This window comes from Bartonella sp. LJL80, assembly GCF_054871565.1.
Genome location: NZ_JBTXLM010000001.1, coordinates 409,431 through 435,432, shown reverse-complemented (window position 1 = coordinate 435,432; position 26,002 = coordinate 409,431). Strand labels below are relative to the sequence as shown.

General features: G+C 49.9%; 19 protein-coding genes. 15 read left to right on the top strand and 4 right to left on the bottom strand.

From position 1 onward, the window contains the following. The first annotated feature begins 91 nt into the window (after positions 1-91). From ACYSNS_RS01935 to ACYSNS_RS01920, 4 genes are all read left to right on the top strand, one after another. On the top strand, positions 92-1,438 hold the full coding sequence (locus tag ACYSNS_RS01935) for a COG4223 family protein (RefSeq protein WP_461721435.1): 1,347 nt from the start codon (positions 92-94) through the stop codon (positions 1,436-1,438). A 13-nt stretch (positions 1,439-1,451) separates the two neighbouring features. After that, positions 1,452-3,014 (top strand): heme biosynthesis HemY N-terminal domain-containing protein, encoded by a 1,563-nt coding sequence (locus ACYSNS_RS01930; protein WP_461721434.1) that lies wholly within the window; start codon positions 1,452-1,454, stop codon positions 3,012-3,014. Positions 3,015-3,444: 430 nt separating this feature from the next. Continuing rightward, complete coding sequence (locus tag ACYSNS_RS01925) at positions 3,445-3,915, top strand: tellurite resistance TerB family protein (protein WP_461721433.1); 471 nt, start codon at positions 3,445-3,447, stop codon at positions 3,913-3,915. Positions 3,916-3,929: 14 nt separating this feature from the next. After that, the gene (locus ACYSNS_RS01920; protein WP_461721432.1) at positions 3,930-4,712 is read left to right on the top strand and encodes a glutamine amidotransferase; all 783 of its coding nucleotides are present in this window, start codon (positions 3,930-3,932) and stop codon (positions 4,710-4,712) included. Between the two features lie 300 nt (positions 4,713-5,012). On the opposite strand, the gene ACYSNS_RS01915 is transcribed toward ACYSNS_RS01920, so the two are convergent. Further along, positions 5,013-5,549: a gamma-glutamylcyclotransferase gene (locus ACYSNS_RS01915; RefSeq protein ID WP_461721882.1), complete on the bottom strand. Its 537-nt coding sequence runs from the start codon at positions 5,547-5,549 to the stop codon at positions 5,013-5,015. A gap of 148 nt (positions 5,550-5,697) precedes the next feature. On the opposite strand from ACYSNS_RS01915, the gene ACYSNS_RS01910 reads away from it, so the two are divergent. After that, positions 5,698-6,717, top strand: a complete 1,020-nt coding sequence (locus ACYSNS_RS01910) for a DUF2125 domain-containing protein (protein WP_461721431.1) — start codon at positions 5,698-5,700, stop codon at positions 6,715-6,717. A 494-nt stretch (positions 6,718-7,211) separates the two neighbouring features. Here the strand turns inward: ACYSNS_RS01910 and ACYSNS_RS01905 are convergent, their stop codons facing one another. Next, on the bottom strand, positions 7,212-12,008 hold the full coding sequence (locus tag ACYSNS_RS01905; protein ID WP_461721430.1) for an NAD-glutamate dehydrogenase: 4,797 nt from the start codon (positions 12,006-12,008) through the stop codon (positions 7,212-7,214). Between the two features lie 426 nt (positions 12,009-12,434). Between ACYSNS_RS01905 and pdxY the strand changes: the two genes are divergently transcribed. Both pdxY and ACYSNS_RS01895 read left to right on the top strand, forming a co-directional pair. Then, the gene (gene pdxY / locus ACYSNS_RS01900) at positions 12,435-13,322 is read left to right on the top strand and encodes a pyridoxal kinase (protein ID WP_461721429.1); all 888 of its coding nucleotides are present in this window, start codon (positions 12,435-12,437) and stop codon (positions 13,320-13,322) included. Beyond that, the gene (locus ACYSNS_RS01895; RefSeq protein WP_461721428.1) at positions 13,319-13,978 is read left to right on the top strand and encodes a carbonic anhydrase; all 660 of its coding nucleotides are present in this window, start codon (positions 13,319-13,321) and stop codon (positions 13,976-13,978) included. The genes pdxY and ACYSNS_RS01895 overlap by 4 nt, the downstream gene beginning before the upstream one ends. Before the next feature lie 43 nt (positions 13,979-14,021). Here the strand turns inward: ACYSNS_RS01895 and ACYSNS_RS01890 are convergent, their stop codons facing one another. Next, complete coding sequence (locus tag ACYSNS_RS01890) at positions 14,022-14,840, bottom strand: lytic murein transglycosylase (protein WP_461721427.1); 819 nt, start codon at positions 14,838-14,840, stop codon at positions 14,022-14,024. A gap of 309 nt (positions 14,841-15,149) precedes the next feature. On the opposite strand from ACYSNS_RS01890, the gene ffh reads away from it, so the two are divergent. Genes ffh through rpsP form a run of 3 tightly spaced genes read left to right on the top strand, consistent with a single transcriptional unit; the run spans position 15,150 to position 17,534 of the window. Beyond that, positions 15,150-16,697, top strand: a complete 1,548-nt coding sequence (ffh, locus tag ACYSNS_RS01885) for a signal recognition particle protein (protein ID WP_461721426.1) — start codon at positions 15,150-15,152, stop codon at positions 16,695-16,697. 5 nt (positions 16,698-16,702) lie between these two features. Then, positions 16,703-17,044 (top strand): chorismate mutase, encoded by a 342-nt coding sequence (locus ACYSNS_RS01880; protein WP_461721425.1) that lies wholly within the window; start codon positions 16,703-16,705, stop codon positions 17,042-17,044. 55 nt (positions 17,045-17,099) lie between these two features. Then, complete coding sequence (rpsP, locus tag ACYSNS_RS01875; protein ID WP_461721424.1) at positions 17,100-17,534, top strand: 30S ribosomal protein S16; 435 nt, start codon at positions 17,100-17,102, stop codon at positions 17,532-17,534. 513 nt (positions 17,535-18,047) lie between these two features. Here rpsP and ACYSNS_RS01870 read toward each other — a convergent pair. Next, positions 18,048-18,260: a DUF1674 domain-containing protein gene (locus tag ACYSNS_RS01870; RefSeq protein ID WP_461721423.1), complete on the bottom strand. Its 213-nt coding sequence runs from the start codon at positions 18,258-18,260 to the stop codon at positions 18,048-18,050. Positions 18,261-18,343: 83 nt separating this feature from the next. Here ACYSNS_RS01870 and htpX point away from each other — a divergent pair, with 83 nt between their 5' ends. The 5 genes from htpX (at position 18,344) to purH (ending at position 25,393) form a co-directional block, all read left to right on the top strand. Beyond that, on the top strand, positions 18,344-19,300 hold the full coding sequence (htpX, locus tag ACYSNS_RS01865; RefSeq protein WP_461721422.1) for a zinc metalloprotease HtpX: 957 nt from the start codon (positions 18,344-18,346) through the stop codon (positions 19,298-19,300). A gap of 10 nt (positions 19,301-19,310) precedes the next feature. Next, a complete protein-coding gene (locus tag ACYSNS_RS01860) occupies positions 19,311-20,663 on the top strand; it encodes an RsmB/NOP family class I SAM-dependent RNA methyltransferase (RefSeq protein WP_461721421.1) in 1,353 nt (450 codons plus the stop codon). 48 nt (positions 20,664-20,711) lie between these two features. Beyond that, positions 20,712-21,632 carry a HEPN domain-containing protein gene (locus ACYSNS_RS01855; RefSeq protein WP_461721420.1) on the top strand — a complete coding sequence of 307 codons (921 nt, stop codon included), beginning with the start codon at positions 20,712-20,714 and terminating at the stop codon, positions 21,630-21,632. 60 nt (positions 21,633-21,692) lie between these two features. Beyond that, complete coding sequence (locus tag ACYSNS_RS01850; RefSeq protein ID WP_461721419.1) at positions 21,693-23,390, top strand: heparinase II/III family protein; 1,698 nt, start codon at positions 21,693-21,695, stop codon at positions 23,388-23,390. Between the two features lie 386 nt (positions 23,391-23,776). Then, complete coding sequence (gene purH, locus ACYSNS_RS01845; RefSeq protein ID WP_461721418.1) at positions 23,777-25,393, top strand: bifunctional phosphoribosylaminoimidazolecarboxamide formyltransferase/IMP cyclohydrolase; 1,617 nt, start codon at positions 23,777-23,779, stop codon at positions 25,391-25,393. Positions 25,394-26,002: the final 609 nt, after the last annotated feature.

Genomic DNA, 26,002 nt, shown 5'->3' with positions numbered 1-26,002 from the left:
ATGTGAAGGGTGGAGCGTGAAAAATCTATAAACCTTTCCTTCACCTCGCTCGTTTATCTGGTAACATGAGAGAAAAGGAAAGTGAGGAGCAATGGCACAGTCTGCAAAACCACCTGCTAAATCACAGCATGCCGGAAAAACACGCAAGCCGCCGGTGATCGACCATGAGCCACAGCGTAAAACCACGCCGGAAGCAGAACCCATTGCCACACCCAATGCCAGTGAAAAGAAACAGGAAAAAATAATGTCTGATTCTGCGCAAGATGAAACGACAACCGCAACGGCCAAGACTGCTGCAGGCGGTGGTGCCAAGCAAGCAAGCAACCCGTCAATATCTTCGGTTTCAGGACAACAATCACCACACGGCAAGAAATCCACTGGCGGCCATTTGTTTTCAGGTGTAGCCGGTGGCGTTGTCGCACTGCTGCTTGGCGCAGGGCTACAATGGTCAGGTGTGATACCATCTTTTTCAAACGATAAAAGTTTCCAAGAAAAGCTTGATCAGGTTTCTGGTGAATTGAATGGCCTGAAAAGCCAAGTATCATCGAATGATATGGCGCAATCTTCGCAATTGCTGCCGGCTGATCGCAAAGCATTGGATGATACGGCTGAAATTGCTGCGGCAGCGCGCCAGCAGGTGGGGGAAATGGCAACCGAATTGGCGAACATCAGGCAGGCTATAGGCGCGCTCGAAAACGCCGTCAATTCTATCGGCGCTGAAGCTGGAAATCCTGAAGCTTTGAATGCATTGATGCAGAAGTTCGATGCACTTGACCAAAGGATGACAACGATCGGTAATCTGCCGCAAAAGACTGGCGAGGCTCTGGCACTTGCAGCGGCGAACACCGAAACGATCAAAGCACTTTCACAACAGATTGAAACACTCAAAACGCAACTCGCTTCTCCTGTGCAAGGTAAAGAGATAGCCGTTATCATGGCGGCAAACGCGTTGAAAAACGCCGTTGATCGCGGTGGTTCCTATGTCAACGAGTTAAAAACATTGCAGGCTGTTGCTCCTGAGGGGATGTTGCTTGACGGATTACAGAAAAGTGCAGCAACAGGGCTCGCCAATCAAGCGATGTTGTCGGCAGAATTTGCCCGTGTAGCAGATGCCATTGCAGCGACCGAAAATCTCGCACCGGCGGATGCAGGTTTTGGCGAACAGCTTTGGGCTGGTGCCAAAGGGCTCGTCTCGTCCCGTCCCGTCGGAAATGTCGAAGGTGCTAATCCGGCTGCAATTGCAGCGCGCATGGAAGTTGCCATTAAGGCCGGCGACTATGGGCAAGCCTTGAGCGAGTGGCAAAATCTACCGCAAAATGCCAAGGACGTGTCGCAGGATTTCGTGCAAAAGCTGCGCGTCAAACAGGATGCTGACGCCCTTCTTGCACAAGTCATCGCAATGGCCATGCAGGCACCGGCGCCACAAGGCGGGAATTAAAAAGGGAAGAGACATGGTTCGGGTACTTCTTTACATTCTTCTTGTAGCAGTCGTCGGTGGCGCATTTGCTTGGGTTGCCAATAATCCGGGCGATATTGTCATGACGTTTGGGGCCAATCGTGTGACAGTTTCTGTTCTTACGGCAGTCGCCTTGCTCGTTCTTTTCATCATCGTCGCATTATGTGTCATATGGCTTTTGCGCATGGTGTTTTCGACACCGAAAAATATTTCACGACATTTCGAAAAGCAAAGGCTGGAAAAAGGCCATGAAGCTTTGTCAAACGGACTACTTGCTGTGCTTTCCGGCGATCTGGATACGGCACGACGGATGAAAAGCCGCGTAAGCAAATATCTCGACAGTCGAAATGAGCCTTTGGTCAATTATCTGGAAGCACAAACGTTGCTGCTTGAAAACGACACACCCAATGCTATTCGTCTTTATGAGGAAATGAGCAAGCAGCCGCAGACACGCTTGGCCGGCTTGCATGGCCTTTTCCGTGAGGCGATTAAATCCGGTGCTTTTGAAGCTGCAGGTCAATATGCCGAGCAGGCCACATTCGTTTCACCTTCGGTCAAATGGGCCAATCGCGCCATGCTTGATCGATTGAGTGCCGACGGGACATGGGATAAGGCGATTGCGCTTTTCGACCGTGCGGAAAAAGCTTTGCCGAGGGCTGAAAGGTCTACCAAATATCTCAATCATCGGCGCGCTGTGCTGCTCACCGGACAAGCGATGGATATGTTTGAAAATCATCCTGACGATGCACGCAGTTCTGCACTTAAAGCGCAAAAACTCGATCCTTCGTTCATCCCGTCGACAGTTGTTGCCGCCGATATCCTTTATAAGCTTCATGAAAAGCGCAAATCGGATAAATTGGTGGAAGCATTATGGCAGAAAACACCTCATCCAGATCTCGCAGCCATCTATCTTGATGGACAGGAACCGGCCGTTGAGCGTTTGAAGAGAGCAAAAACATTGGCTGGATATAATCCGGACCATTATGATTCCTGCCTTATTGTTGCGCGTGCCGCTTTTGATGCTGGCGAGTTGAAATTGGCCCGCGAACAGGCTGAAAAGGCCGTGCGTATCCAACCGCGTGAGAGTGCTTACCTTTTGCTTGCCGACATAGAAGAAGCGCAAAGCGGAGATCAGGGATTGGTTCGGCAGTGGCTTTCATTGGCTGTTCGGGCTGAACGTGATCCGGTCTGGATTGCCGATGGTGTTACATTTGAGGAATGGGCGCCGGTATCGCCTTTGAGTGGACGTTTGGATGTTTACGAGTGGAAGACGCCCTCGCGTCATCTGGGGCTAGCCTTGGAACCGGATGAAATTATGCCGTCCAATCCAAGAATTGCCGATGCAGGCAAGGTTATAGACGCGCAGGATGACGCGCCAGCCCGTGATGAAAAAACTGTTTCGCGACCTAAGGAAAAGAAATCTGCTGAAAAACAGAATAGTGAAAAGCTCGCAGCTGATCACGTGACGATTGTTGATGCTATTGATCCTCGCCGTGAAGAAAAGCCCGTCGATACAACCCGGCTTAATGTCGATGATCCTGGCATACGTGACCATTAGGTCGCAATGACAATTCAGACTTGACGCTGAATGGCTTGGACACAAATTGTATTGGGAACGAGGAGGAGGGCCGCTGGAAATGTCAATATTTTCAAGCCGCTTCGAAAAAGTTACCGGAAAATCACCCATATCCCGAAGGGATATAAAAACAGCATCAATATTCCTTGTCGAAAAGCTTAACCGGTTACATTACCCGCTTTTCGCCTTCCTCCGCGCTTCTTGCCGATGGATGGCATCTTTCGCAATTAAACAGCGGCGGCACGTAACACGGCTTTTATCGTGTTGTGAATGTTATATGTATAAGCCCACTTGCGTGTCGGGGCACTTTGCCTATGATAGCGTAAAATAAGTGTGCTTCCGGCGTTTTGCTTGGAAGCGGAAATAGTCTATAGGGAACATCTGCTTGGGTTAAGCGGAACAGGAGGGGGTTTTGGTCTTTCAACGTTTGACAGGATTTATACAATCACTGGGCAAAAACAAAAACGATTTCGGCGATGATGATCCCCGGATTGCGGTTGTTGCCTTGCTGTTCTATATCGTCGATGCCGATGGTGAAGAACAAGGGGAAGAACGGCAGGCGTTAAAAGATATTGTCGCGCGTGAATACGCGCTTGCAGGCGATGAACTAAAAACGTTGATTGAAGCTGGCCGTCAGGCCCACCGGGATTCGATCGACCTGTTCGTATTCACATCGACATTAAAACGCCATCTTACGCCGCAACAATGTGTGGCGTTTATCGGTCTTTTATGGGAAATAGCTTTCGCCGATGGGCATGTCTATGAGCTTGAGGAAAATCTCGTCTGGCGCATAGCAGAGTTAATCGGAGTCGATCGTGATGATCGGCTGGCATTGAAAAAACAGGTTGCGCAAAGGCTCAATCTACAACCAGATCAAGAATAGGTCAGTCAGATAAAATGTCTGCGGCAGAAGACAATTTTTATGAGAATAAACCGCCTCTCAATCAGAAAATCGCGGTCGTCCTCCATCAGGCAACCTCAAGCGCTGGTCGGGTTGGCCAAATCCTGAAGCAGAGCGGTTTTGAGCTTGATATCTATCGCCCGGTCATGGGTGATCGTCTTCCAGAAACTTTGGAAGATCATGCTGGCGCCGTTATTTTCGGCGGCCCGATGAGTGCGAATGATAATGAGGCTTTCATCCGTCAAGAAATAGATTGGATCTCGGTGGCTTTGAAAGAAAACAAGCCGTTTCTGGGTATTTGTCTCGGCGCGCAGATGTTGGCACGCAACCTTGGCGGACGTGTGCAACCACGTTGTGATGGTGAGGTAGAGATCGGTTGGTACCCGATTGAGGCGACCTGCAAGGGGAATGACCTTATGGAATGGCCGGAAATGGTCTATCATTTCCATAGTGAAGGTATTTACGATCTACCCGCGGAAGTTGATATTCTGGCAAAAGGCCATGCCTATCCAACCCAGGCCTTTCGTTATGGCGAAAATGCTTGGGCACTTCAGTTTCATGCTGAGTTGACGCGGGTGATGATGCAGCGCTGGGTGGTGCATGGTGCGGAGCGTTTGAGCCTTAAGGGCGCACAATCTGCAAAAGAGCAATTGGATTCACGTTTTATCTATGATCCGGCCTTGCGAAATTGGCTGGAAAACGCCTTGTCAAAGATTTTCGGAAAATCAGACCACACGACAAAGCGTGTAGCGGATAGTGGGAACCACATCCGCGGTTAAACAGTCGATAAGACTGTTTCATAATCCTGCTTCTATCACAGTAAAACAAATACTTCATGCACGTCGTTTAAATCTAATAAATCGCGACATGCATTAGAGCGGTTCCCGATTGATGTGAATCATCAATCGGATAATATACCGCGACAAATTAAAAGTTTGAGACGCGCCGGGCGGATAGCATCAGGTCGAAAAGCGCTCTAGAGCAAATCTTCTTTGAATTGGGGCATGGATTTGCCCCAGATTTTTTATTTGTCGCATTGTCCAACGAAAAAAGCTGATTCAACTTTTTCTGGAAATGCTCTAGCGGCCATCGGGTAACAATTTTTCCAAGCGTTCTAGGATATTGTCCCGAATGCCGACATTACGCAGTAAATCAATTGTGTTGGTAACATAGTCGCGGTTCGGGCCAGCAAGGCCACGGCTTTCGTTGACAATTTCGGCCATAGTTTCAGGCACCAGTTTTCCTGCATATTGTGAATGTGCCCGATCGGCGACGAAAAATAAGCTGTTGACGATTCTCTTATCGCATAAATGCACGGCACCGCGCTTTTCGAGATATACACCGTTCACCTGTTCACGCTCAACCAGATAGTCGAAGGTCGTTTGTGCATGGTTTTCGGGGATATGGAATGCCATACCCTCACAGCAGCCACCCCTGTCCAGACCGAGCACCAAACCGGGATGGGCGGGCGTGCCGCGATAATGGTGGGAATAGATACATAGAGAACGATGATAGCCGTAAAGGCGCCCTTGCACCATTTCATCATAGGCAAATCCCGGGTTCCACATTAAAGACCCGTATCCGAATACCCAAAAATCACCCATGTCTTGCCTAATCCATGTTTTGCCATATAGAAATATTGTGAAACGTTTTGTGCATGAAAGCCATATTAAATGTATATAGAGAAACGAAGGATATTCTTTTTGTCCTAAAATGGCCTTCAAACAGGAAAATGCAGAAAGACTGGTTATGCCGTCAAGCGAAATGATGCTCAAGAAAAAAGAGCAGCGCCATCGTTGCCAATTTATAATTGTCGCGATTATCGGCCTCATTGTTCTTATCTATACAATTGTTTGGTTCGTCCTTGCAGGCAAGGTCGAAGAAAAAATTGCTGCCCAATTACAGCTCTATGACGAACGTGGTTTCGCGGTGTTGTGTGAAAATATGCATAAAACCGGCTATCCTTTGCGCATCGGTGTGGCTTGCGACACGGTCAACCTCCGGCAGTCAATGAAGGGCTTTTCGTTTTCCAGTGAAAAGCTTACCGCAGGCGCACCTGTTTACGCGCCGCGATGGCTCGAATTATCGGTTCGTGCACCGGCCTCACTTGAATTGCCCGGGCTTCTTCCGCTTTCTGCGAAATGGAGCGACCTGACAGTTGAAACGGATATCAGCCGCCGCATACCCGATGCAATCAACCTTAGGGCTGAAAACTTCGAAATCGGTGCGAAAGCAGAGGCGGAAGCACTTGTTGACACCAGCACAGCGAAATTTCTCCGTTTCGATGCCAAAGGCTTAAACGGAGATCTTTCTGCCCGATTGACATTTGACGAGCTGAATTTACCTGTGATCATTCCGGGTGAAAACACGCCTCTGCCGCAGATAGACGGTGATATAGAGTGGTCGTTGAACAATGCCCGCATCCTGTTTGCACCGCAAAATGAAAGCAATTGGGTGGAGCGTTTGCGTGGTCATGATGGCTTGCTGAAAGCAGCCAATATTACATTTGCAAGTGGTGGTTCGGTTAAATTATCCGGTCCCTTTGCTTTTGATGACGAAGGCTATCTGACAGCGAAATTTGAAATTGCAATAGCCGATCAAAACGAGATGCTGCGCACAGCGCGGACACTTTTCCCGTCCCAAGCAGACAATTTGCAAACAATTTTCTTTGCCTTGAGTGCGATGCCTAAAAATGCCGATGGAGATCCGGTATTGGCGTTATCGGTGAAGCATGGCGAAGCACGATTGGGCTTTTTCAAGCTCGGACGTATAGATCCGATTTAGAGCGTTTTTTTGAAAGTGTGAAGCGTATCCGCAGGAAAATTGATTCATCGGATCAATTCTTTGTCCTGCTCCTATCGGATAAAAACGCGGCGTAAACAATGGATCAGATCGACGCTCGAGAGCGCTTTTCGGCCTGATTGCATCAGACCGGCGCGTCTCAAGCTTCCGATTTATCGCAGTTCATCTATAAAATTAAAAAAGGGAGGGTCAAACCCTCCCTTTATCACTTGTGATGACGCCTAGAGCACGTTCGGTATTTGATGAACCAAATACGTGCTCTGAGTTTTTGTTTTCCCGCATTTTTTGTCCGGTAGGAGTGGGATTAAGAAAACGATCCTGTGAATCGTTTTCCCCACGGATGCGCTTCACACTTTTCGGAAAATGCTTAAGAGTGAATCCGTTTTTGATTGAAACATGGATTCACTCTAACTCTTTGTTTTGTCGCATTATCCTAACACAAAAGCCTTTCAACTTTTGTTGGAAATGCTCTAAGTTTAAGGCTTTGCGGCAAGATTGGCCATCATGCCCGCTGCAAAGGTAAAGCGCGATATATTGAGGTCACCCTCAATCAAGGCACTCATACGGTTGGTCATATCTTCGATACGTGCACCTTCGGCAGCGACCCAGGCAGCTGCCGGATCGTTGGTTTTGCCATAGGTTTTCAAGACCATCATAACGATACCGCGTAGACTTTCAGCGATTGTATCATTGGCTTGTGCCAACGCCATGCCATCATAATAATCGACAACGGGAATGGTGTGGCTTGCCTCTTCAATACGGTTGATGCGGAACATCTCTGCCAGCGTGAAATAGAGTTGCGCTGTTTTAACCAGATCCGCTTTTGCCTGTCTTGCAACAAGTGCGATATCCGGTATGATCGTTGCCACATCAAGCAAGGCCAGTTGTCTGGCAAGCGTTTTCGGAGCGCCCTCTTGCACGTATTTATCTGCAACTTCACCCAATCTGTGCCGCATATATTCCGGCATGAGTTGGTCAAGTTGTTTTTCAATCACCAGCCTTGCATTGGTAATGGTCTTTACCAATTCATCAAGCGGTGCCGTCAGGTCGATATTGCGTAAAATCCAACCGGTCGTCGCAAACAGCATATGGGTCACAGCCGCATAGAAACGGTTCTGCGTCTGGCCCGATATCTTGTTGTCGAGCTTGTCCAGTTCCTCATACAATGCGGGAATGTCAAACCCGTCACGTACCGCAATATAGGCACGTACAACATTTTCTACGCTCTGGCCGGTTTTGTCCTGCAGGCGATTGACAAAAGTCGGCCCGCCACGATTGACAATATCGTTTGCCAGTATCGTCGCAATGATGTCACGACGCAGCTGGTGGCTCTCAATATCGGCCGCATATTTCTTCTGCATCTGCGTCGGGAAATAACCAAACAGCGTATTTTGGAAATAACTGTCATTTGACAGCGCGCTATTGGTTACTTCTTCTTGCAGCGTTAATTTTGCATAAGCCATCACCACTGACAGTTCAGGGCGTGTCAGCCCATGACCTTGTGCAAGTCTTTCACGCAGTGCTTGATCGTCGGGAAGGATTTCCACCCTGCGGTCTAGCAGTTTGCGGCGCTCCAGATCGTTCATAAACCGCATCTGATAGGGCAGATCGATGGTGCTGCGGCTTTCAGCCAATGACAATGTCAACGGTTGCAGATAATTGTTCCGTAGGACCAGTTCCGACACCTGTGGTGTCATTTCTTTCAACAGTTTATCACGGGCTTTTCGTGTCAATCGTTCTGCCCGCATGGCAGATGCCAGTGCAATCTTGATATTGACTTCAATGTCGGAACAATTGACGCCGGCGGAATTGTCAATGGCATCGGTATCGCAACGCCCGCCCTTCATCGCGTATTCGATACGGCCACGCTGTGTCATGCCGAGGTTGGCACCTTCACCGATCACTTTGGCCCGTACATCTTTACCCGTGATACGGATGACATCATTGGCGCGGTCACCAACCTGGGCATTCGTTTCGGCAGAAGAGCGAATATATGTGCCGATACCGCCAAACCATAGAAGATCGACATCGGCTTTCAGAATCGCATTGATGATTTCAAATGGTGTGCCGGTTTTTTTATCAAAACCGATCGCTTTGGCTGCTTCCGCAGACAAGGTGATTGTTTTCAATGATCGTGAGAATACACCGCCACCTTTTGAGATTTTTGATGCATCATAGTCCTGCCAACTGGAACGCGGAAGATTGAACAAACGCTGACGTTCGGCAAATCCTTTCGCCATATCCGGATCAGGATCGATAAAGATATCGCGATGGTCGAATGCGGCAATCAACTTGGTCTGCTTGGAAAGCAGCATGCCATTGCCGAAAACATCGCCCGACATATCACCGACGCCGACACAGGTGAAGGGTGTTGTCTGGATATCGCGGCTGAACAATTCGCGGAAATGGCGCTTAACCGCTTCCCATGCCCCTTTTGCCGTGATGCCCATTTCCTTATGGTCGTAGCCTGCAGAGCCGCCGGAAGCGAAAGCATCATCCAACCAGAAATCGTAAGATTGGCTGATGGCATTGGCGGTATCGGAGAATGTGGCTGTGCCTTTATCGGCTGCAACAACAAAATAGGGATCGTCCCCATCATGCCGGATAACTCCCTTCGGCGGGACAACTTTACCATTGATGAGGTTATCCGTGATCGACAACATTGCCGAGATATATTGGATATAGGCTTGGCGAGCGGCTTCACCAACAACGGCGCGGTCATTGCTTTGCGGCAGACGATGCGGATAGAAGCCACCTTTTGAGCCGACAGGAACAATCACGGCATTTTTGACCTGTTGCGCCTTTACGAGGCCGAGAACTTCAGTGCGATAGTCGAGCGCACGATCGGACCAGCGGATACCGCCGCGTGCGACAGGGCCGAAACGTAAATGGACACCTTCCACTTCGGGTCCATAAACGAAGATCTCGCGATAAGGACGCGGCTCCGGCAAACCTTCCACTTCGCGTGGATTAAGTTTTGTTGCCAGAATACGCCGCGCACTGCCATCTTTTTGCGGCGTGAACGCATTGGTGCGTAAGCTTGCTGCAATCAGGTTGCGGTAACGGCGTATGATAAGATCATCGTCAAGGCTGGGTACCGTTTGCAACTCGGTTTCGATACGATCCTGAATGGCCTTTTCATTCCGCTCATTGTCTTTCGATTTCTGTGCAGGATCGAATTTCAAACGGAAAAGCGCATACAAATCCCGTGCAATGGCAGGATAACTGTTGAGCGCCTTGGCCAAACGTTCCTGCGAATAAGGGATGCCTGCCTGCTGCAAATATCGGCCATATTGGCGCAGAATAATGATCTCGCGCCAATTCAGTCTTGCTGTTTGCGTCAAGGCGTTAAAGGCATCATCATCGGCGTCTTCTGCCCAGATTGCTTCAAACGCCTCGGCCAATAAAGCACCGTGGTCGCTGAGATCGACAGCTTTTCCATAAGCATTTTCAAGCTGCATATCATGCAGATAGACTTCATTGCCCTCAAGGTCTTTGAGTTCCAATGTCTGCTCGGCAATCACCCGAAAGCCCATATTTTCCAACAGTGGGACACGTTCTGACAAAGCAAGCGCATCGCCCCGATGAAACAATTTCAACGACGCCGCATGTTCGCCATCGGTTTCATGATGGTAAAAAACGACGTTGAGCGGCTGGTTCTGGTCCAGCGCCAAGATGTGACCGGCATCGTCAATAGCCGCTTGTGCCTGGAACGAATCACGATAGGAATCGGGAAAATCCTTAGCCAGCGCTATCTGTTCAACCGGACTATGTGCTTGTGCTGCAGCCAGTTCTATACTGTCGTCCCAATTGCGGGTGATGGCTGCCACATTTTCTTCCAATGAAAGTCGTTCCAGTACAGGTGCGGCGTCGCTACCCTTTCTGTGAACAACATAATAAACGCGCGTGAGCGCACCTTCCATGAACATGGGGTGAAATTCAAAGAAATCCCCGCCATAGGCTTTCAAGAGATAGGCGCCGATTTTTTCGCGAATATCGGTGTCGTAACGGTCGCGCGGAACGAATACAAGCACCGACACAAATCGGCCGAAAGGATCCGCATGGGCAAGAACGCGCAAACGTGGGCGTTCTCCCAACTCCAAGATAAGACCGGCGTTCTGGGTAAGCGTTTCGACATCGGCGCGGAACATTTCATCGCGCGGGTAGCTTTCCAACACATTGATCAAAGCTTTGCCCGAATGGTCCGTGGCATTATACCCAAGACGCTCGATGACAGTGCGTGATTTTTCTTTCAAAAATGGAATGCGCAACACAGAACTTGTATAGGCGGTGGATGTAAACTGGCCGACAATACGCAGTTCGCCGCTCAGCTTCCCGTCCTTATCGAACAGTTTCACGCCGACATAATCAAGCCAGACAGGACGATGGACCATAGAACGGCTGTTTGCCTTGGTCACAATCAACAATTCGTCGCTTTCCATGAATGAAAGCACTTCACGTGGAGCTTCCTCGACGCGAGAATCTCCAAGAATTCGGATGGATGAATCGGCTAAAACTCCGAGTTCGACACCACGGGCCTTAAAAGCTTCCGTGGGTGTTTTGCCTTTGCGAAAATCATAGGCACGCATACCGAGGAAGGTGAAATTATTGTCCATCAACCAGGTAAGGAATTCAACGACCTTCTCACCGTCGCGCGCGCGCTTCTTAGGAAGATCCTTTTGATAGGATTTCATAAGTTTCTGTACTTCGGAAAGCATGGGTTTCCAATCGCGCACCGCGGCTGAAACCTGCTCCAGTACCAAAGATATATCTTCCTGAAGTTTTTTAACCTGGGTTTTTCCGAGGTTTTGAATGTGGATTTGCATCAGACTGACACGACGCATAGTCTTTGCCGGCTCTTGTGCTGTTGTTTCAGCCTTGAGGGAAAGAGCGTTTTTACCATCGGCGGCAATGTCGACAACAGGATGCGCTACAAGATAGATACGGCTGCTGAGTTCATTGATGACATTCATAACCGAATCAAGAAGAAACGGCTTATTGTCATTGACGAGTGTCAAAACGGTGATGGGTTGTTTGTTGCGTGTCACCGCCTTTTGGTCGATAGACAGCACGCTTTTTCCTGGCTTATGCTGCAACAAAGCGGCGCCTGCGAGTTCCGCGGCCTTTAAAAGCTCGTCGGGTTGGTAGGCTGCGACATCTTCGCTCGAAGCATGGGCGAAAAGCAGTGGTCCGAGAATGCCTTTTTCATTTGATTTTGTGGAAATGTTGAGTTCTTTTGGCGCCTTTTGAGCGGCCTTGGATTTTGCAGACACCACGAGTCTCCCTGAATTGTGGTTCAATGAACATGCCTATCTTTAGTGCAGTTTGCTAAAAAAAGCGTCAACTATTTTCATTCTTCTCCGAAAATTGAACAGCTTGGATATTGTATGCCTATTTTGTCAAGATTTAGAAGCCGTATTCGGTTTTAAACGCGAAATTTAGACGCTGCGCCGAGCGTTATCGCTTTCCAAGCGCTCAGCCCATAGCCCACAATGCCTTTATTAGAGATGATGAGGCGAAATGTTATTCTCGCACGAAGAGAAGAGCATTCCCATTTCCAGGATGAACATTGCAAAAGTAAAAAGCGAAACCTTGTCTTTGTCCTGATCGCTCATTGTGGAACCAGTTCATTTTTCGTACTTGCTGCATGCTTTGCAGCGCTTTAAATAGTGGTAAGATTCTCAAGGGCACTGTTTGTCATGACCCACGTCAAAAAATCTGTGCTGGTTATATCCAGTCATGTCATTCGCGGTTCTGTCGGAACCCGCGCCTCCGTTAATGCTTTGGAGCATATGGGCTATCCCGTATGGGCGATGCTGACAGTTTCCATGCCTTGGCAGCCCGACCATGGACCGTCCCATAGGTTGATTGTGCCAGAGAAAGACTTTCAAGCTTGGGCCGATGATATAGAGCGATCGGCATGGACAAACGAAATCGCCGCTGTTTTGACCGGTTATTTCGGCAGTGCCGAACAAGTGGTCATCGCTGCTGGATTGATCCGTAAATTAAAAGAAAAAAATCCGTCTCTGATTTATTTCTGCGATCCGGTGATTGGTGATGAAAGCGGGCTTTATGTTGGCGCCGACATTGCCAGAAATATCGTCGAACATCTGATACCGCTTGCAGATATCATCAAGCCAAACCGATCGGAACTGGAGTGGATCAGCGGGAAGAAACTCGATGATAATCAGTCGATCATTTCTGCGATACGTGCGCTTGGATGTCATACAACACTGGTCACATCTTCCTGGCCATTATTGAAAAATGCAACCGGTAATCTACTTGTCAGCGGTAACACGATTTTGTTGGCCGAACATCCCATTGTCAAGGATCCGGTCAGCGGCTTGGGGGATATGACGGGCGCCCTGTTTATTGCTCGTCTGTTGGATGGCGATAGCGAGGAAGAGGCTTTGCGCTTTGCGACTGCTTCAGTATACGCCCTTTTGCAGGAAACGGTAAAAAACGATGCCTATGAGCTGATGTTGGAGAGCGGCCGCCATATTCTTGCCAATGCGGTTAACCATATCGCCATACGCCATCTTAAAGATCATGAAAAAACAGACCTTATGAAAGTGAAGCCTCTATGACAGATTTGCCTGAGAAACTCTTAAGCGGTTACCGCACATTCATGGCAAACCGGTTTTCGAATGAGCGCAACCGTTATCAGGAATTGGCCAGCGAGGGGCAAAAGCCTGAAACCATGGTGATAGCGTGTTGCGATTCGCGCGCTGCACCTGAAACGATATTCGATGCCGATCCCGGTGAAATATTTGTTATGCGCAACGTGGCCAATCAGGTTCCGCCATTTCACCCCGATGGTGAATATCATGCAACTTCGGCAGCACTGGAATTTGCCGTCCAATCATTAAAGGTTGAACACATCGTCGTGCTTGGCCATGGCCGTTGCGGCGGTATCCGCAATGCTCTGGATTTAAAAAGCAAACCGCTTTCTTCAGATGATTTTATTGGCAAATGGATGGGGCTTCTGGCACCCGCGGCCGAGGCTGTTGCCGCCAATACGCTGATGACATCGACTGAACGTCAAACAGCCCTTGAACGGATTTCGATTCGCTATTCTATCGGCAATCTCCGAACCTTTCCATGGTTGAAAAAGCGTGAAGATGCGGGCGAGCTTACCTTGCATGGTGCCTGGTTTGATATTTCCACCGGCGAATTATGGGTGATGGAAAAGCAAACCGGAGATTTCATCCGTGCCGATTGCGAGCAACCGTTTAAAGTATAAAAGCCTGCCAAAATGGCAGGCTTTGTCATGGGTGGTTCTGAACTTAGTTGGCGTCGATCTGCTTGCCCATAATGGCAATTGCCTGCTGATAAACGGAGGCTGCATTCCAGCCTTGGATGGCGGCGAAATTCGGTTCACCCGGTTGATAACCGGCACCTGCCTGCCAGCCATGGCCACGCAGGAAATTTGCTGTGGAAGCCAGTGCATCGGCACGTGAACGGATCATATCGATATGGCCGTTTCCATCACCATCGGCACCGTAAAGCAACACGTTTTTAGGCAAAAATTGTGTCTGGCCGATTTCGCCATGCATGGCGCCGACGGAATTTGGATCAAAGTCACCACGGTCAATCAGCTTAAGCGCTGAATAGAGCTGATCGGTAAAAAATTCCGAACGGCGGCAATCATAGGCCAAAGTGGCTACAGCCGATAAGGTATGTTGTTTACCCATATAGGAACCAAAGCTGGTTTCCATGCCCCAAATGGCGATGATAGGGCCGGCAGGAACGCCGTATTTCTTTTCCAATTGGGCAAACAGGGCGGCATTTTGCTTCTTCATGGTTTTGCCACGGGCTACAATTGTCGCCGAACCACGTTTTTGCATAAATTGTTGCAGGCTCAGCTTGAAACTTTTTTGCCCACGGTCAGCATTGATGGTGGCTTGCGCATAGCGGACATTGCCGAGCGCTGCAAGCGCGCGTTTGCCGACGCCCTTGGCTGCTGCTTCCTGTTTGGTTTCTTCAAGCCATGTTGCAAAACCAGCCGAAGTGTTTCCGCATTTCGGTGCTGCCAATGCGGTGCCGGCCAAAGCCGAAAACGTCAGTCCGATAATTCCAGCTTTAATAGCCGCTTTGTAAAACATTGGGTTTTCCCTTCTCCTGATCCCCTCGCGTGGGAACGAAATAGCTTCATTTGCCCATATAACAACTTTGGCTAGAAACCAAGCGTAAGATTATGTTTGAGCAGATAGAATGCGCATAAAACTTGACAAGAGCAGCATTATGCTGTTTGAAAGCGGCATAAATCTGCGACAAGCTATGACTTGAAGCCACCGACCGGGACCCATAACGGTATAAAATGTTCCCGGAGGTCAACATCCGACAGCGCGATGCGCCCTCGGGTGCTGTTTGGTTTTGCAACATGTTTGTCGGTACGATCAATGAGGTAGACGATGTTTGAATCTTTGCAGGAACGCCTTGGTTCCATTCTGAACAACCTGACTGGCCGCGGTGCCTTGTCGGAGCAGGATGTTGCGGCCGCGCTCCGCGAGGTGCGTCGCGCATTGATTGAAGCGGATGTTGCACTGGATGTGGTACGCTCCTTTACCGACCGTGTGCGTGAAAAAGCCGTCGGTGCCGACATTCTCAAATCCATCAAACCTGGCCAGATGGTCGTCAAGATCGTCCATGACGAATTGGTCGATATGCTGGGTACAGAAGGCATCTCGATCGACCTGAATGCTCCAGCACCGGTCGTCATCATGATGGTCGGCTTACAGGGTTCAGGTAAAACGACGACGTCGGCAAAAATTGCCAAGCGGTTGACGGAGAAGCAGAACAAGAAGGTTCTGATGGCTTCGCTGGATACCCGCCGCCCCGCAGCGCAGGAACAGTTGCGCCAGCTTGGCGAACAGACACATGTCGCAACGTTGCCGGTTATTGCCGGGCAGACACCGGTCGATATTGCAGCGCGCGCTGTGCAAGCAGCCAAATTGGGCGGCCATGATGTTGTTATTCTCGATACGGCAGGCCGCACCCATATTGATGAGCCTTTGATGGTAGAAATGGCCGAGATCAAGGCCAAATCGACACCGCATGAAATTCTGCTTGTCGCCGATAGCTTGACCGGACAGGACGCTGTCAATCTTGCGCGCTCGTTTGATGAGCGTGTGGGCATTACCGGTATTGTCTTGACCCGTATGGATGGCGATGGTCGCGGCGGTGCAGCGCTTTCTATGCGCGCCATTACGGGCAAGCCGATTAAGGCGATTGCTACCGGCGAAAAAATGGATGCGTTGGAAGAGTTTCATCCACGCCGTATTGCCGACCGTATTCTCGGTATGGGCGATATCGTCTCGCTGGTTGAAAAGGCCGCGGAAAATATTGATCAGGAAAAGGCCGCCGCGCTTGCCAAAAAAATGCAGGCGGGCAAATTCGATCTGAATGATTTGTCTGAACAGCTCAAGCAGATGAAAAAACTGGGCGGTATGGGCGGCATTATGGGTATGATGCCGGGCATGGGCAAGATGAAAGACCAGATTGCCGCTGCGGGTCTGGATGATAATCTGTTCAATCGTCAGTTGGCGATCATTTCATCCATGACGAAGGCTGAACGTGCCAATCCCGACCTTTTGAAGCATAGTCGCAAGCAGCGCATCGCCAAAGGCTCTGGCACCAATGCAGCCGACATCAACAAGCTTTTGAAAATGCATCGCCAGATGGCCGATATGATGAAGGCGATGGGTGGCAAAGGCAAAGGTGGCCTGATGCAAAAGATGATGGGCGGCTTGGGGGCAAAAATGGGCCTTGGCGGTCTCGGCGGAATGGGTGGTATGCCTGATCTCGCATCAATGGATCCAAAGCAGTTGGAAGCCTTGCAAAAGCAGGCCGAAAGTGCCGGCCTTGCCAATAAACTTCCAGGATTGGGCGGCGGTTTGCCGGGCCTTCCGGGAAGCGGCGCCAAGTTGCCCGGCTTACCTGGCTTGCCGAAGAAAAGGTAAAGATGATGAGTGAGATAAAAATCCCTGACGAGCTTTTGCGCCTGCGTGATTCAATTGATAATTTTGATGCCGCATTGGTACATATTCTTGCCGAGCGCTTTCGTTGCACCAAGGCAGTCGGCGTTTTAAAAGCCCAGTTTGATTTACCGCCGGCAGACCCTGCACGCGAACAGCGTCAGGTTGCGCGTTTGCGCAAACTTGCGGAAGAAAGCCATCTCGATCCCGATTTTGCGGAGAAGTTCCTTAACTTTATCGTCAAGGAAGTGATCCGTCATCATGAAGATACCGCTGCAAAAGCATCGCCTGAAAAGGGGGAACAAGCGTCCTCCGGTGGTGATGCCGTTTAGGCATGCAGCAGTTAAACCATTGGTAAAAGCCAAAACCGACAATAGGAGATAAAATATGTCGTTAAAAATTCGTCTGGCCCGTGCGGGTTCAAAAAAGCGTCCTTACTACCACATCGTTATCGCCGATGTTCGCAGCCCGCGTGATGGCCGCTTCATCGAGCGCGTTGGCGCTTGGAACCCGATGTTGCCGAAGGACGGCGAGCGTGTGAAGCTTGACGGCGAGCGCATCCAGTATTGGTTGGGCCATGGCGCACAGCCAACAGACCGCGTTTTGCGTTTCCTTGATGAAGCAGGTCTTGCAAAGCGTCCGCAGCGCAGCAACCCAACAAAAGCTGAGCCGGGCAAAAAGGCACAAGAACGTATTGCCGCTGCAAAGCAGGCTGAAGAAGATGCGAAGGCAAAAGCTGCTGCCGAGGCAGAAGCAGCCGCAGCCGCCGCTGCCGCACCGGCTGAAGAAGCAGCACCGGCTGAAGAAGAAAATCAGGCTTAATGCTTGCCGCATTTGCGGTTATTTGAAAGCTTTGAATAACGGGCGGTTTTTCCGCCCGTTTTTTGTGGTGCTTTGGTCAGAGACGCCGCTATAGCGTCTGCCGAAAAGTGGGAACCGTATTCGCGGGACTAACTGTCCACGGGACTGTTTGCTATTCCTGCTTCTATCGCGGTAACATACGCGATAGAACAAATAGTTCATCCATCATGTGTGAATTCAACAAACCGATATATGCATGAGAGCGGTTCCCGATTCATGTGAATCATCAATCGGATAAGATACTGCGACAAATCAAAAGCTTCAGACGCGTCGGGCGGATGCTATCCGATCGGAAAGCGCACTAGAGGCTGCCCGAAAATAATAGCAAACCGGCATGGAATGCATTTGATCAATCGGCCTTAGAGCAAATCTTCTTTTTGTTGGGGCATGGATTTGCTCCAGATTTTTTATTTGTCGCATTGTCCAACGAAAAAGCCGATTCAACTTTTTCTGGAAATGCTCTAGGTCCTGACCCTAGAAGTCGATAGCGCGGCCTTTAACTTCCCAATCGCCATAGCGCGCTGGGTCATTTCCACCACGTCCACCCAATTCTTTCGGGCCATCAGGCAAAGCGGCTCGCTTTCGCCTTTCCTCGGCCTCTGCGAGAGCGCGTTTGGCAGCCGGTGGCAGATCCGGTTTGACACAATCGGCCGGATTGCTGTTATCTTTGCTATCGTTATTGGTCATTTTTAAGCCCGTTTCCATTGAACAAAAGGCAATTACGCACCATCATATATGGACAAATATGCGTTATATTGGAGTTTTTGACAATGAATATCATGCGGACCGCCATGCTTCTGGCTTTCATGACGGCCTTGTTTATGGGTGTGGGATATCTTATCGGCGGCGGTAGCGGCGTGTTGATTGCTTTTGTGATTGCAGCCGGTATGAATATATTTTCCTATTGGAATTCCGATAAAATGGTATTGCGTATGTATGGCGCACGCGAAGTCGATGCCCGTTCTGCACCGGAATATTACGGCATTGTCAGCGATTTGGCACAGAAGGCCGGGCTGCCGCAGCCTAAAATCTATATTATGGATAATGCACAGCCAAATGCTTTTGCCACCGGGCGCAATCCGGAAAATGCGGCTGTGGCAGCAACCACCGGCTTATTGCAGAGCTTGAGCCCGGAAGAAATTGCCGGTGTGATGGCGCATGAACTTGCCCACGTACAAAATCGCGATACGCTGACCATGACAATCACCGCTACGATTGCCGGTGCCATTTCCATGCTGGGAAATTTTGCGTTGTTTATGGGGCACGGTAATCGCGATTCAAACGGCAATTCCAATCCGCTGGGGATGATCGGCGTGATTATTGCAATGTTTGTTGCCCCATTTGCTGCAATGCTGGTGCAAATGGCAATCAGCAGAACCCGGGAATATGCTGCCGATAAACGGGGCGCACAAATTTGTGGTAATCCGCTTTGGCTTGCATCGGCGTTGAATAAAATTGCACGCGGTGCTCATGATGTAACAAATGAAGAAGCCGAACATAATCCGGCAACGGCACATATGTTTATTATCAATCCTTTGAATGGTAGCGGTGCGGATAGTCTTTTCTCGACCCATCCTGCTACTGAAAATCGTATTGCGGCATTGCGTCAGCAGGCTGAAGAGATGAATATACAGATGTCGAGCGGTAGCGGACGAGAAAATATGCGCCGCACAGTTGAACGTCCGGGCTGGATGCGCAATAACACGCCAAAAGGTCCATGGTCGTAAAGAGATTATTTTGAAAAAGCAAAAAGCCGGGCAGCAGCCCAACCCGAACATTCCCGGACTGGCTGTCCGGCAGGCTGCAACCCGTCTTTTGAGTGCGGTGATCGATAAAAAAACATCGCTGGACGGTTTGACCGATAATGAGCATGGGCATCCGCAATATCTCGCATTGGAAATGCGCGATCGTGCCTTGTGCCGCGCGATACTGGGCGCCTCGCTGCGCCATCGTGCTGACATCACAAAAGCCTTGGCAGGGTTCCTCGATAGGCCGTTGCCGCAAAATGCGCTTTCGCTCAATCATCTTTTACATGTCGGCGCCGCGCAAATACTTTATCTCGATGTACCAGACCATGCCACGATCGATCTTGCGGTAACCGCCGCCAAATGCGACCCGCGCAACCAGCGGTTTTCCGGGCTTGTGAATGCGGTATTGCGCAAATTTGCGCGTCAGGCCGATGACATTCGCAGCAAACCGCTTGGCATTGAAAACATCCCTGTGTGGTTTGCTGATCTGTTGGCCGAAAATTATACAAAGGACGTTGCAGAAGATATTCTTAAATCACAAGATCACGAACCGCCGCTGGATTTGACAGTCAAGGCGGAGCCGGAAATTTGGGCCGAAAAACTGGGCGGTATTGCATTGCCGAATGGTACGGTCCGGCTTGCTGGGCTCGACGGGCCACTTTCGGCGCTTGAAGGCTATGCGGATGGCGCGTGGTGGGTACAGGATGTTGCGGCATCATTGCCTGCAAGGCTATTTGGAAATATTGAAGGCAAAAGGATTGCAGACCTTTGTGCCGCACCGGGCGGTAAAACGGCACAGCTTGCCGCGCAAGGTGCAAAGGTGACCGCAATAGATCTTTCGGCCAATCGTTTAAAGCGGCTGCAAACCAATATGCAGAGGCTTAACCTGACAGTTGATACATGGGCAGGAAACCTGAAGGATTTTAAGCCGGATGCGCTTTTCGATGCGATTTTGCTTGATGCACCTTGCTCTTCCACCGGCACTATCCGCAGACATCCCGATATTTTATGGACGAAAGACCAAAGTGACATTGTCAAATTGGCGCAGTTGCAATTGGAACTGCTATTGGCATCAATTGCGCTGGTCAAAATTGGTGGGACGATCGTTTTTGCCAATTGCTCGCTTGCGCGACAAGAGGGAGAGGAACTGGTCAACAAGGTTTTATTGATGCGCGATGATCTGGAAATCATACCGATCCGGCCCGAAGAAATCGGCGGCATGGCGGAACTTATTTTGCCGCAGGGAACTTTGCGCACCACGCCAGCCAATCTAAAAGGGGAAACACCTCAACTATCCGGCATGGACGGTTTTTTTGCCGCGCGCTTCCGAAAAATCCAATAAAACGTCGCTGTGCTTTTGTTTTAACCGGTGATCGTTTAAAGCTAAACTATGATGGATGAAAAGTTAGAGCATTTGCCACCTTCCAAACGCCGCACGATTGCGCGTGCCGTGGAAATTATCTTGCGTGAATTTGATGCGCAATTTATCGGCAAGCCTATCCATCAAAACCAGAAGCGTCGTCCGCAAATCGTCAAGATCATCCTGTTTGGCTCCCATGCCCGCGGCGGCTATGTGAATGACAACACATCAGGTTACCATTCCGATTATGATTTCTGCGTGCTGGTCAATTATGCCCGATATACCGATTTTGATTATTGGTTTGACGTTAAAGCCAGTCTTGAAAAGATGCGTTTTACCAGCGAGGCCGACCAGTCACGACCGACTTTGGTCGTGCATAGTTTTCCCGACATGAACGGTAAACTACGTGATGGCTGGCCGTTCTTTGTCGATATTGTTGAAGATGGCATCACACTTTATGAGCTGCCCGGTTATGACTTCGGTGCAAGTGGCCCGATGACAGCGGAACGGCGTAAGGAAATGGCCACCAAGTGGTATCATATCGAACTCAAAGAATCCGACAAGTTTTTCAAACATTATAAGTTTGATAGAACCGAAGGTGATGAGCATAAGAACCTAGCAGCTTTCAATCTGCATCAAACGACGGAATGTCTTTACAATTGCCTGATGCTGACGCTATCGCTTTATTCGCCCAAGCAGCATGATTTGCGCAATTTGCACCAGCGGGCTGTCGGTTTCGTTCCTGAACTGAAAGACCTTTGGCCAGCCAATGACCGCTTTGCCAAACGCGCCTTTGAGCGGCTGCGCGATGCTTATGTCAAGGCACGCTATTCACCTAAATATGAAATCACCAATGAAGAATTGGATTGGCTGGAAGAGCGCATCAAAATATTGCGTGAAAAGGTCGTTGTGACTTGCGAAGAATATTTAGCCACACCTCACGCCAGTTAACCAATCATTCACCTTAATCGCAGAAACTACATACGGACAAATACGTATGGAGATTGGGCCGTGGCCATCGCACTTGCAGGCAATCAGCCGTTAAAAACATCGTCGGCAGCCTATGCGGCAACAAAATTGTTGCGCCGGTTGCGCGTCGGCCCGCTTTTCCGCTGGAGGTTCTCCGGTTTCAGGCCGCAACGTATTCTGGCTGAACCGGTTGACCTGCATCTGGCAGATCCCGATATGGCCCATGAATTTTATCACGGACGGTTTGCGCTTGCCGGACGCATTGTGCAGGCTGGTTCTATTTCTCCTTTTGCTATCGAGCCGCCAACGCCGGCTTGGGAAGCGGCATTGCATGATTTCAGTTGGTTGCGCCATATGGATGCAGCCCGCACACCCTTGGCCAATGCACATGCCCGCTCTTTGATGAATGATTGGATAGATCAATCCGGCAAACGGATGAAAGGCCCGGCATGGCAAGCAGATGTCGTCGCGCGGCGTCTTGTGGCCTGGCTTTGTCATGCCCGTATGTTGTTGGATGGCGCAGGCGACAGTTTTGAAAAACGCTTCCTGCGTTCTTTGGGTTTCCAATTCCGCTTTTTACGTATTGCCATTCACAATATGGATGAGAACGAGCATCGCCTGCAGGCGGCTGCAGCACTTTGCTTTGCATCTGTCGCTCTACCGGTTTCACCGGCGATGAAACGCGCAGCGCAGCTTCAGCTTGTTAGGTCTTTAACCAGACAAATCCTTCCTGATGGCGGACATATTTCGCGCAATCCTGCGGTTTTGCTTTCTCTCTTGACCGAGTTATTGGCGTTGCGCCATTTATACGCTCATAGCAGCGAAACCGCGCCGCGTTTGCTGGTCGATTCTGTAGAGCGGATGTTGCCGGCATTACGGTTTTTTGTTCACCAAGACCAGACCCTTGCACATTTCAACGGTGTTGGGCCGGTGTTGCCCGAGCGTTTAGGCGTGGTTTTGGGTCTCGATGAAACTGCCGGCCATCCTTTTTCCCATGCGCCGCATTCAGGATATCAGCGTCTGCATGCCAATCAAACCACCGTTATCGCCGATACAGGCACGGTGCCACCGCGCGCCGTATCCTATAAGGCGGCGGCGGGTTGTCTTTCTTTTGAAATGTCATCGGGTGCTGATCGCTTTATTATCAATGCGGGGATGGATCCTTTCGGGCCTTCTGATTACCGCCAGTTGGCGCGCGCGACCGCAGCGCATTCCACGGCGACCTTGAATGATACCTCTTCGTGCAAGTTTCAGAAAAACAGCAGCCATAAAGATGCCGCACTGGTCAGCGGGCCGACTGCTGTCAAAATCGAGCGTGTCGAGGGTGCTGAACGTATAGGCTTCGTTGCCAGCCATAATGGTTATGTTACACCTTTCAACCTCATGCATGAACGCGGGCTTGTTCTGTCTGCCGATGGCAATGTGATTGACGGATTTGACCGGTTTTTCGCAAATGCCAACACCGCTGTCAAAAGCGATGGACGTGATCATGTTGCTGTACGGTTTCATCTTCATCCCCATGTCGAAGTCAGCCACGACGGCAACAGTCTGCGGCTGGAAGTGATGGGAGGTGACGCCTGGAGCTTTATGTCGCCTGATGCCGACATTCAATTGGAAGATTCGATCGATTTCGCCGACCTCAACGGGCCAAAACGCACACGCCAGATCGTATTGAATTTTCGCCCTGCTTTGACGGAAAAGGTGCGGTGGCGGTTTACCCGTATCACGCGGGCTGTCTGACAGCCTGGCGTTAACGGTGATGAAGGCTTGATGCGTTCAGCGTCTTCCGGCATTTGGCCATGACACTTTGCATTTGCTTTTCAAAGTCCCCTGACCCTAGAGCAAATCTTCTTTTTGTTGGGGCATGGCTTTGCTCCAGATTGTTTATTTGTCGCATTGTCCAACGAAAAAGCCAATTCAAGTTTTTCTGGAAATGCTCTAGAGTGAATCCGCTTTTTATAGAATGATGGATTCCCCCTATCTTTTTGCGTCACCGCGGCCTAGCGGTTGCGCGATTAATGTTGTGCAACATGCAACAAGTTTTCACCATCTTAAGGTATGATTTTGCGAGCCGCTGTGTTATTGCGTGATCGAGTTTTCCCGCATTCAAAATCAGGATCTTTGTTATGGCTGTGACATCCAAACACATTCCCGCTCCCGATCTTCATCGGGTGCGCCGTGCGCTCCTTTCCGTATCCGACAAAACCGGTTTGGTTGATTTTGCAACTAGTCTGCACCGCCATGGCGTAGAGCTTATCTCAACCGGAGGGACATCCAAGGCTTTGGCGGACGCCGGTTTGCCGGTCAAGGATGTTTCAGAGGTTACCGGGTTTCCCGAAATTATGGACGGGCGTGTAAAAACCTTGCATCCATCCATTCATGGCGGGCTTTTGGCTGTCCGTAACGATCCAGACCATCAGGCCGCAATGAAAGAGCATGGTATTGTGGGGATCGATCTTGTTGTGGTCAATCTCTATCCGTTTGAAGAAACCCGTCTTTCGGGCGCCGACAGCGACACAATCGTCGAGAATATTGATATTGGCGGCCCAGCGATGATCCGCGCCGCAGCTAAGAACCACGCTTATACGGCCATCGTTACCGACCCCGATGACTATGCTCAAGTCTTGGCGGAACTGGACAAATATGAAGGCAATTTGAATTTTCTGTTCCGTCGCAAATTGGCTGCACGCGCTTATGCCCGCACCGCTGCTTATGATGCTGCGATATCCAATTGGTTTGCCGAAGAATTGGAAATTGATACGCCGACATGGCGTGCGCTGGCTGGCAAGCTTGATTCTGTCATGCGTTATGGCGAAAATCCGCATCAACGTGCCGGTTTTTATCTCAATGGCGAAAAACGTTTTGGCGTATCGACAGCCAAGGTTTTGCAAGGCAAACAGCTTTCCTACAATAATATCAATGATACCGATGCAGCGTTTGAACTTGTCGCCGAGTTTGATCCGCAAAAATCTGCCGCAGTTGCCATTATCAAACATGCAAACCCTTGCGGTGTAGCAGAAGGTGCAAGCTTGAAAGAGGCTTATTTGAAAGCCTTGGCCTGTGATCCGGTTTCGGCTTTTGGTGGTATTGTGGCTTTAAACCGACCGTTGGACGAGGAAAGTGCCAGCGAGATTGTGAAGATCTTTACCGAGGTGATTATTGCGCCGGATGCCACACCGGCAGCGCGCGAAATTGTAGCAGCAAAGAAAAACCTGCGTCTGTTGATCACGGGCGGCCTGCCTGACCCACGGGCACAGGGCATCACCGCAAAGACCGTTTCAGGCGGTTTGTTGATCCAATCGCGCGATAATGGCGTTGTCGATGATCTGGATTTGAAGGTTGTGACGAAACGCCAGCCAAGTGAACAGGAAATGCAGGATTTGAAATTTGCGTTTCGGGTGGCAAAGCACGTCAAATCCAATGCCATTGTCTATGTAAAGGACAGCGCAACCGTTGGCGTTGGCGCGGGCCAGATGAGCCGTGTCGATTCTGCACGCATAGCGGCACGTAAAGCCATGGATGCGGCCGAGGCTGCAGGACAGGACAAACCCTTAACCATCGGTTCTGTCGTTGCATCCGACGCATTCTTTCCTTTTGCGGATGGTTTGCTTTCTGCGGTCGAAGCCGGAGCAACAGCCGTTATCCAGCCCGGTGGCTCAATGCGCGATGATGAGGTCATCAAAGCTGCAGATGACAATGGCATCGCGATGGTATTTACCGGTATGCGCCATTTCCGCCACTAGAACATTTCCAACAAAAGTTGACAGACTTTTGTGTCAGGACAATGCGATAAAACAAGGAGTTAAAGTGAATCCATGCCTCCATCAAAGACGGATTCACTTTAGAGTGTGTGGCAACAGGGGCAATCGCATCTACGGGTCAAACAGTGCAAGGACTGATGGATATTTATCTTTCTATCGCGTTGAACACGCGATTGAACAAATGAATAGGCCCTGATCCTCGGCCCTTACTCTAGTTGTTTCAAGGGCAGATGAACGTTCATCTGCCTATCCATCAATGAAGCCGCTGTCATCCGTTTCGATAGCGGCTTTTGTTGTTGTATAAAGCGCGCTAGACAACCCATGGGTGAAACTCTCACGGAATTGAAAGTAAATCTCACAAATTTTATCGGATTTAGTGTTTTTTCCGATGTAAAGGGGTTGAAATCGCCAACAGTTACCTCCATATAAACATCACTTGCTGGCGCTTCTCCTCCCATTTTGCGCCGCAAGTGTTCCCCTCTGAAGGTTTGCCTATGGCACCTTCTAAATTTAAAGCCGGACTTTTGTCCGGCTCTTTTTTTGTCCATAATCGGGCCAAAGCCGCTAATTGAGGCAAAATAGCGTCAAAGA

Coding starts and splice junctions, on each gene's coding strand:
- ACYSNS_RS01890 (WP_461721427.1), bottom strand. CDS start 14,840: ATGTTTTACAAAGCGGCTATTAAAGCTGGAATTATCGGACTGACGTTT.
- htpX (WP_461721422.1), top strand. CDS start 18,344: ATGAATATCATGCGGACCGCCATGCTTCTGGCTTTCATGACGGCCTTG.
- ACYSNS_RS01870 (WP_461721423.1), bottom strand. CDS start 18,260: ATGACCAATAACGATAGCAAAGATAACAGCAATCCGGCCGATTGTGTC.
- ACYSNS_RS01855 (WP_461721420.1), top strand. CDS start 20,712: ATGATGGATGAAAAGTTAGAGCATTTGCCACCTTCCAAACGCCGCACG.
- ACYSNS_RS01920 (WP_461721432.1), top strand. CDS start 3,930: ATGTCTGCGGCAGAAGACAATTTTTATGAGAATAAACCGCCTCTCAAT.
- ACYSNS_RS01935 (WP_461721435.1), top strand. CDS start 92: ATGGCACAGTCTGCAAAACCACCTGCTAAATCACAGCATGCCGGAAAA.
- rpsP (WP_461721424.1), top strand. CDS start 17,100: ATGTCGTTAAAAATTCGTCTGGCCCGTGCGGGTTCAAAAAAGCGTCCT.
- ACYSNS_RS01930 (WP_461721434.1), top strand. CDS start 1,452: ATGGTTCGGGTACTTCTTTACATTCTTCTTGTAGCAGTCGTCGGTGGC.
- ACYSNS_RS01880 (WP_461721425.1), top strand. CDS start 16,703: ATGAGTGAGATAAAAATCCCTGACGAGCTTTTGCGCCTGCGTGATTCA.
- pdxY (WP_461721429.1), top strand. CDS start 12,435: ATGACCCACGTCAAAAAATCTGTGCTGGTTATATCCAGTCATGTCATT.
- purH (WP_461721418.1), top strand. CDS start 23,777: ATGGCTGTGACATCCAAACACATTCCCGCTCCCGATCTTCATCGGGTG.
- ffh (WP_461721426.1), top strand. CDS start 15,150: ATGTTTGAATCTTTGCAGGAACGCCTTGGTTCCATTCTGAACAACCTG.
- ACYSNS_RS01910 (WP_461721431.1), top strand. CDS start 5,698: ATGATGCTCAAGAAAAAAGAGCAGCGCCATCGTTGCCAATTTATAATT.
- ACYSNS_RS01895 (WP_461721428.1), top strand. CDS start 13,319: ATGACAGATTTGCCTGAGAAACTCTTAAGCGGTTACCGCACATTCATG.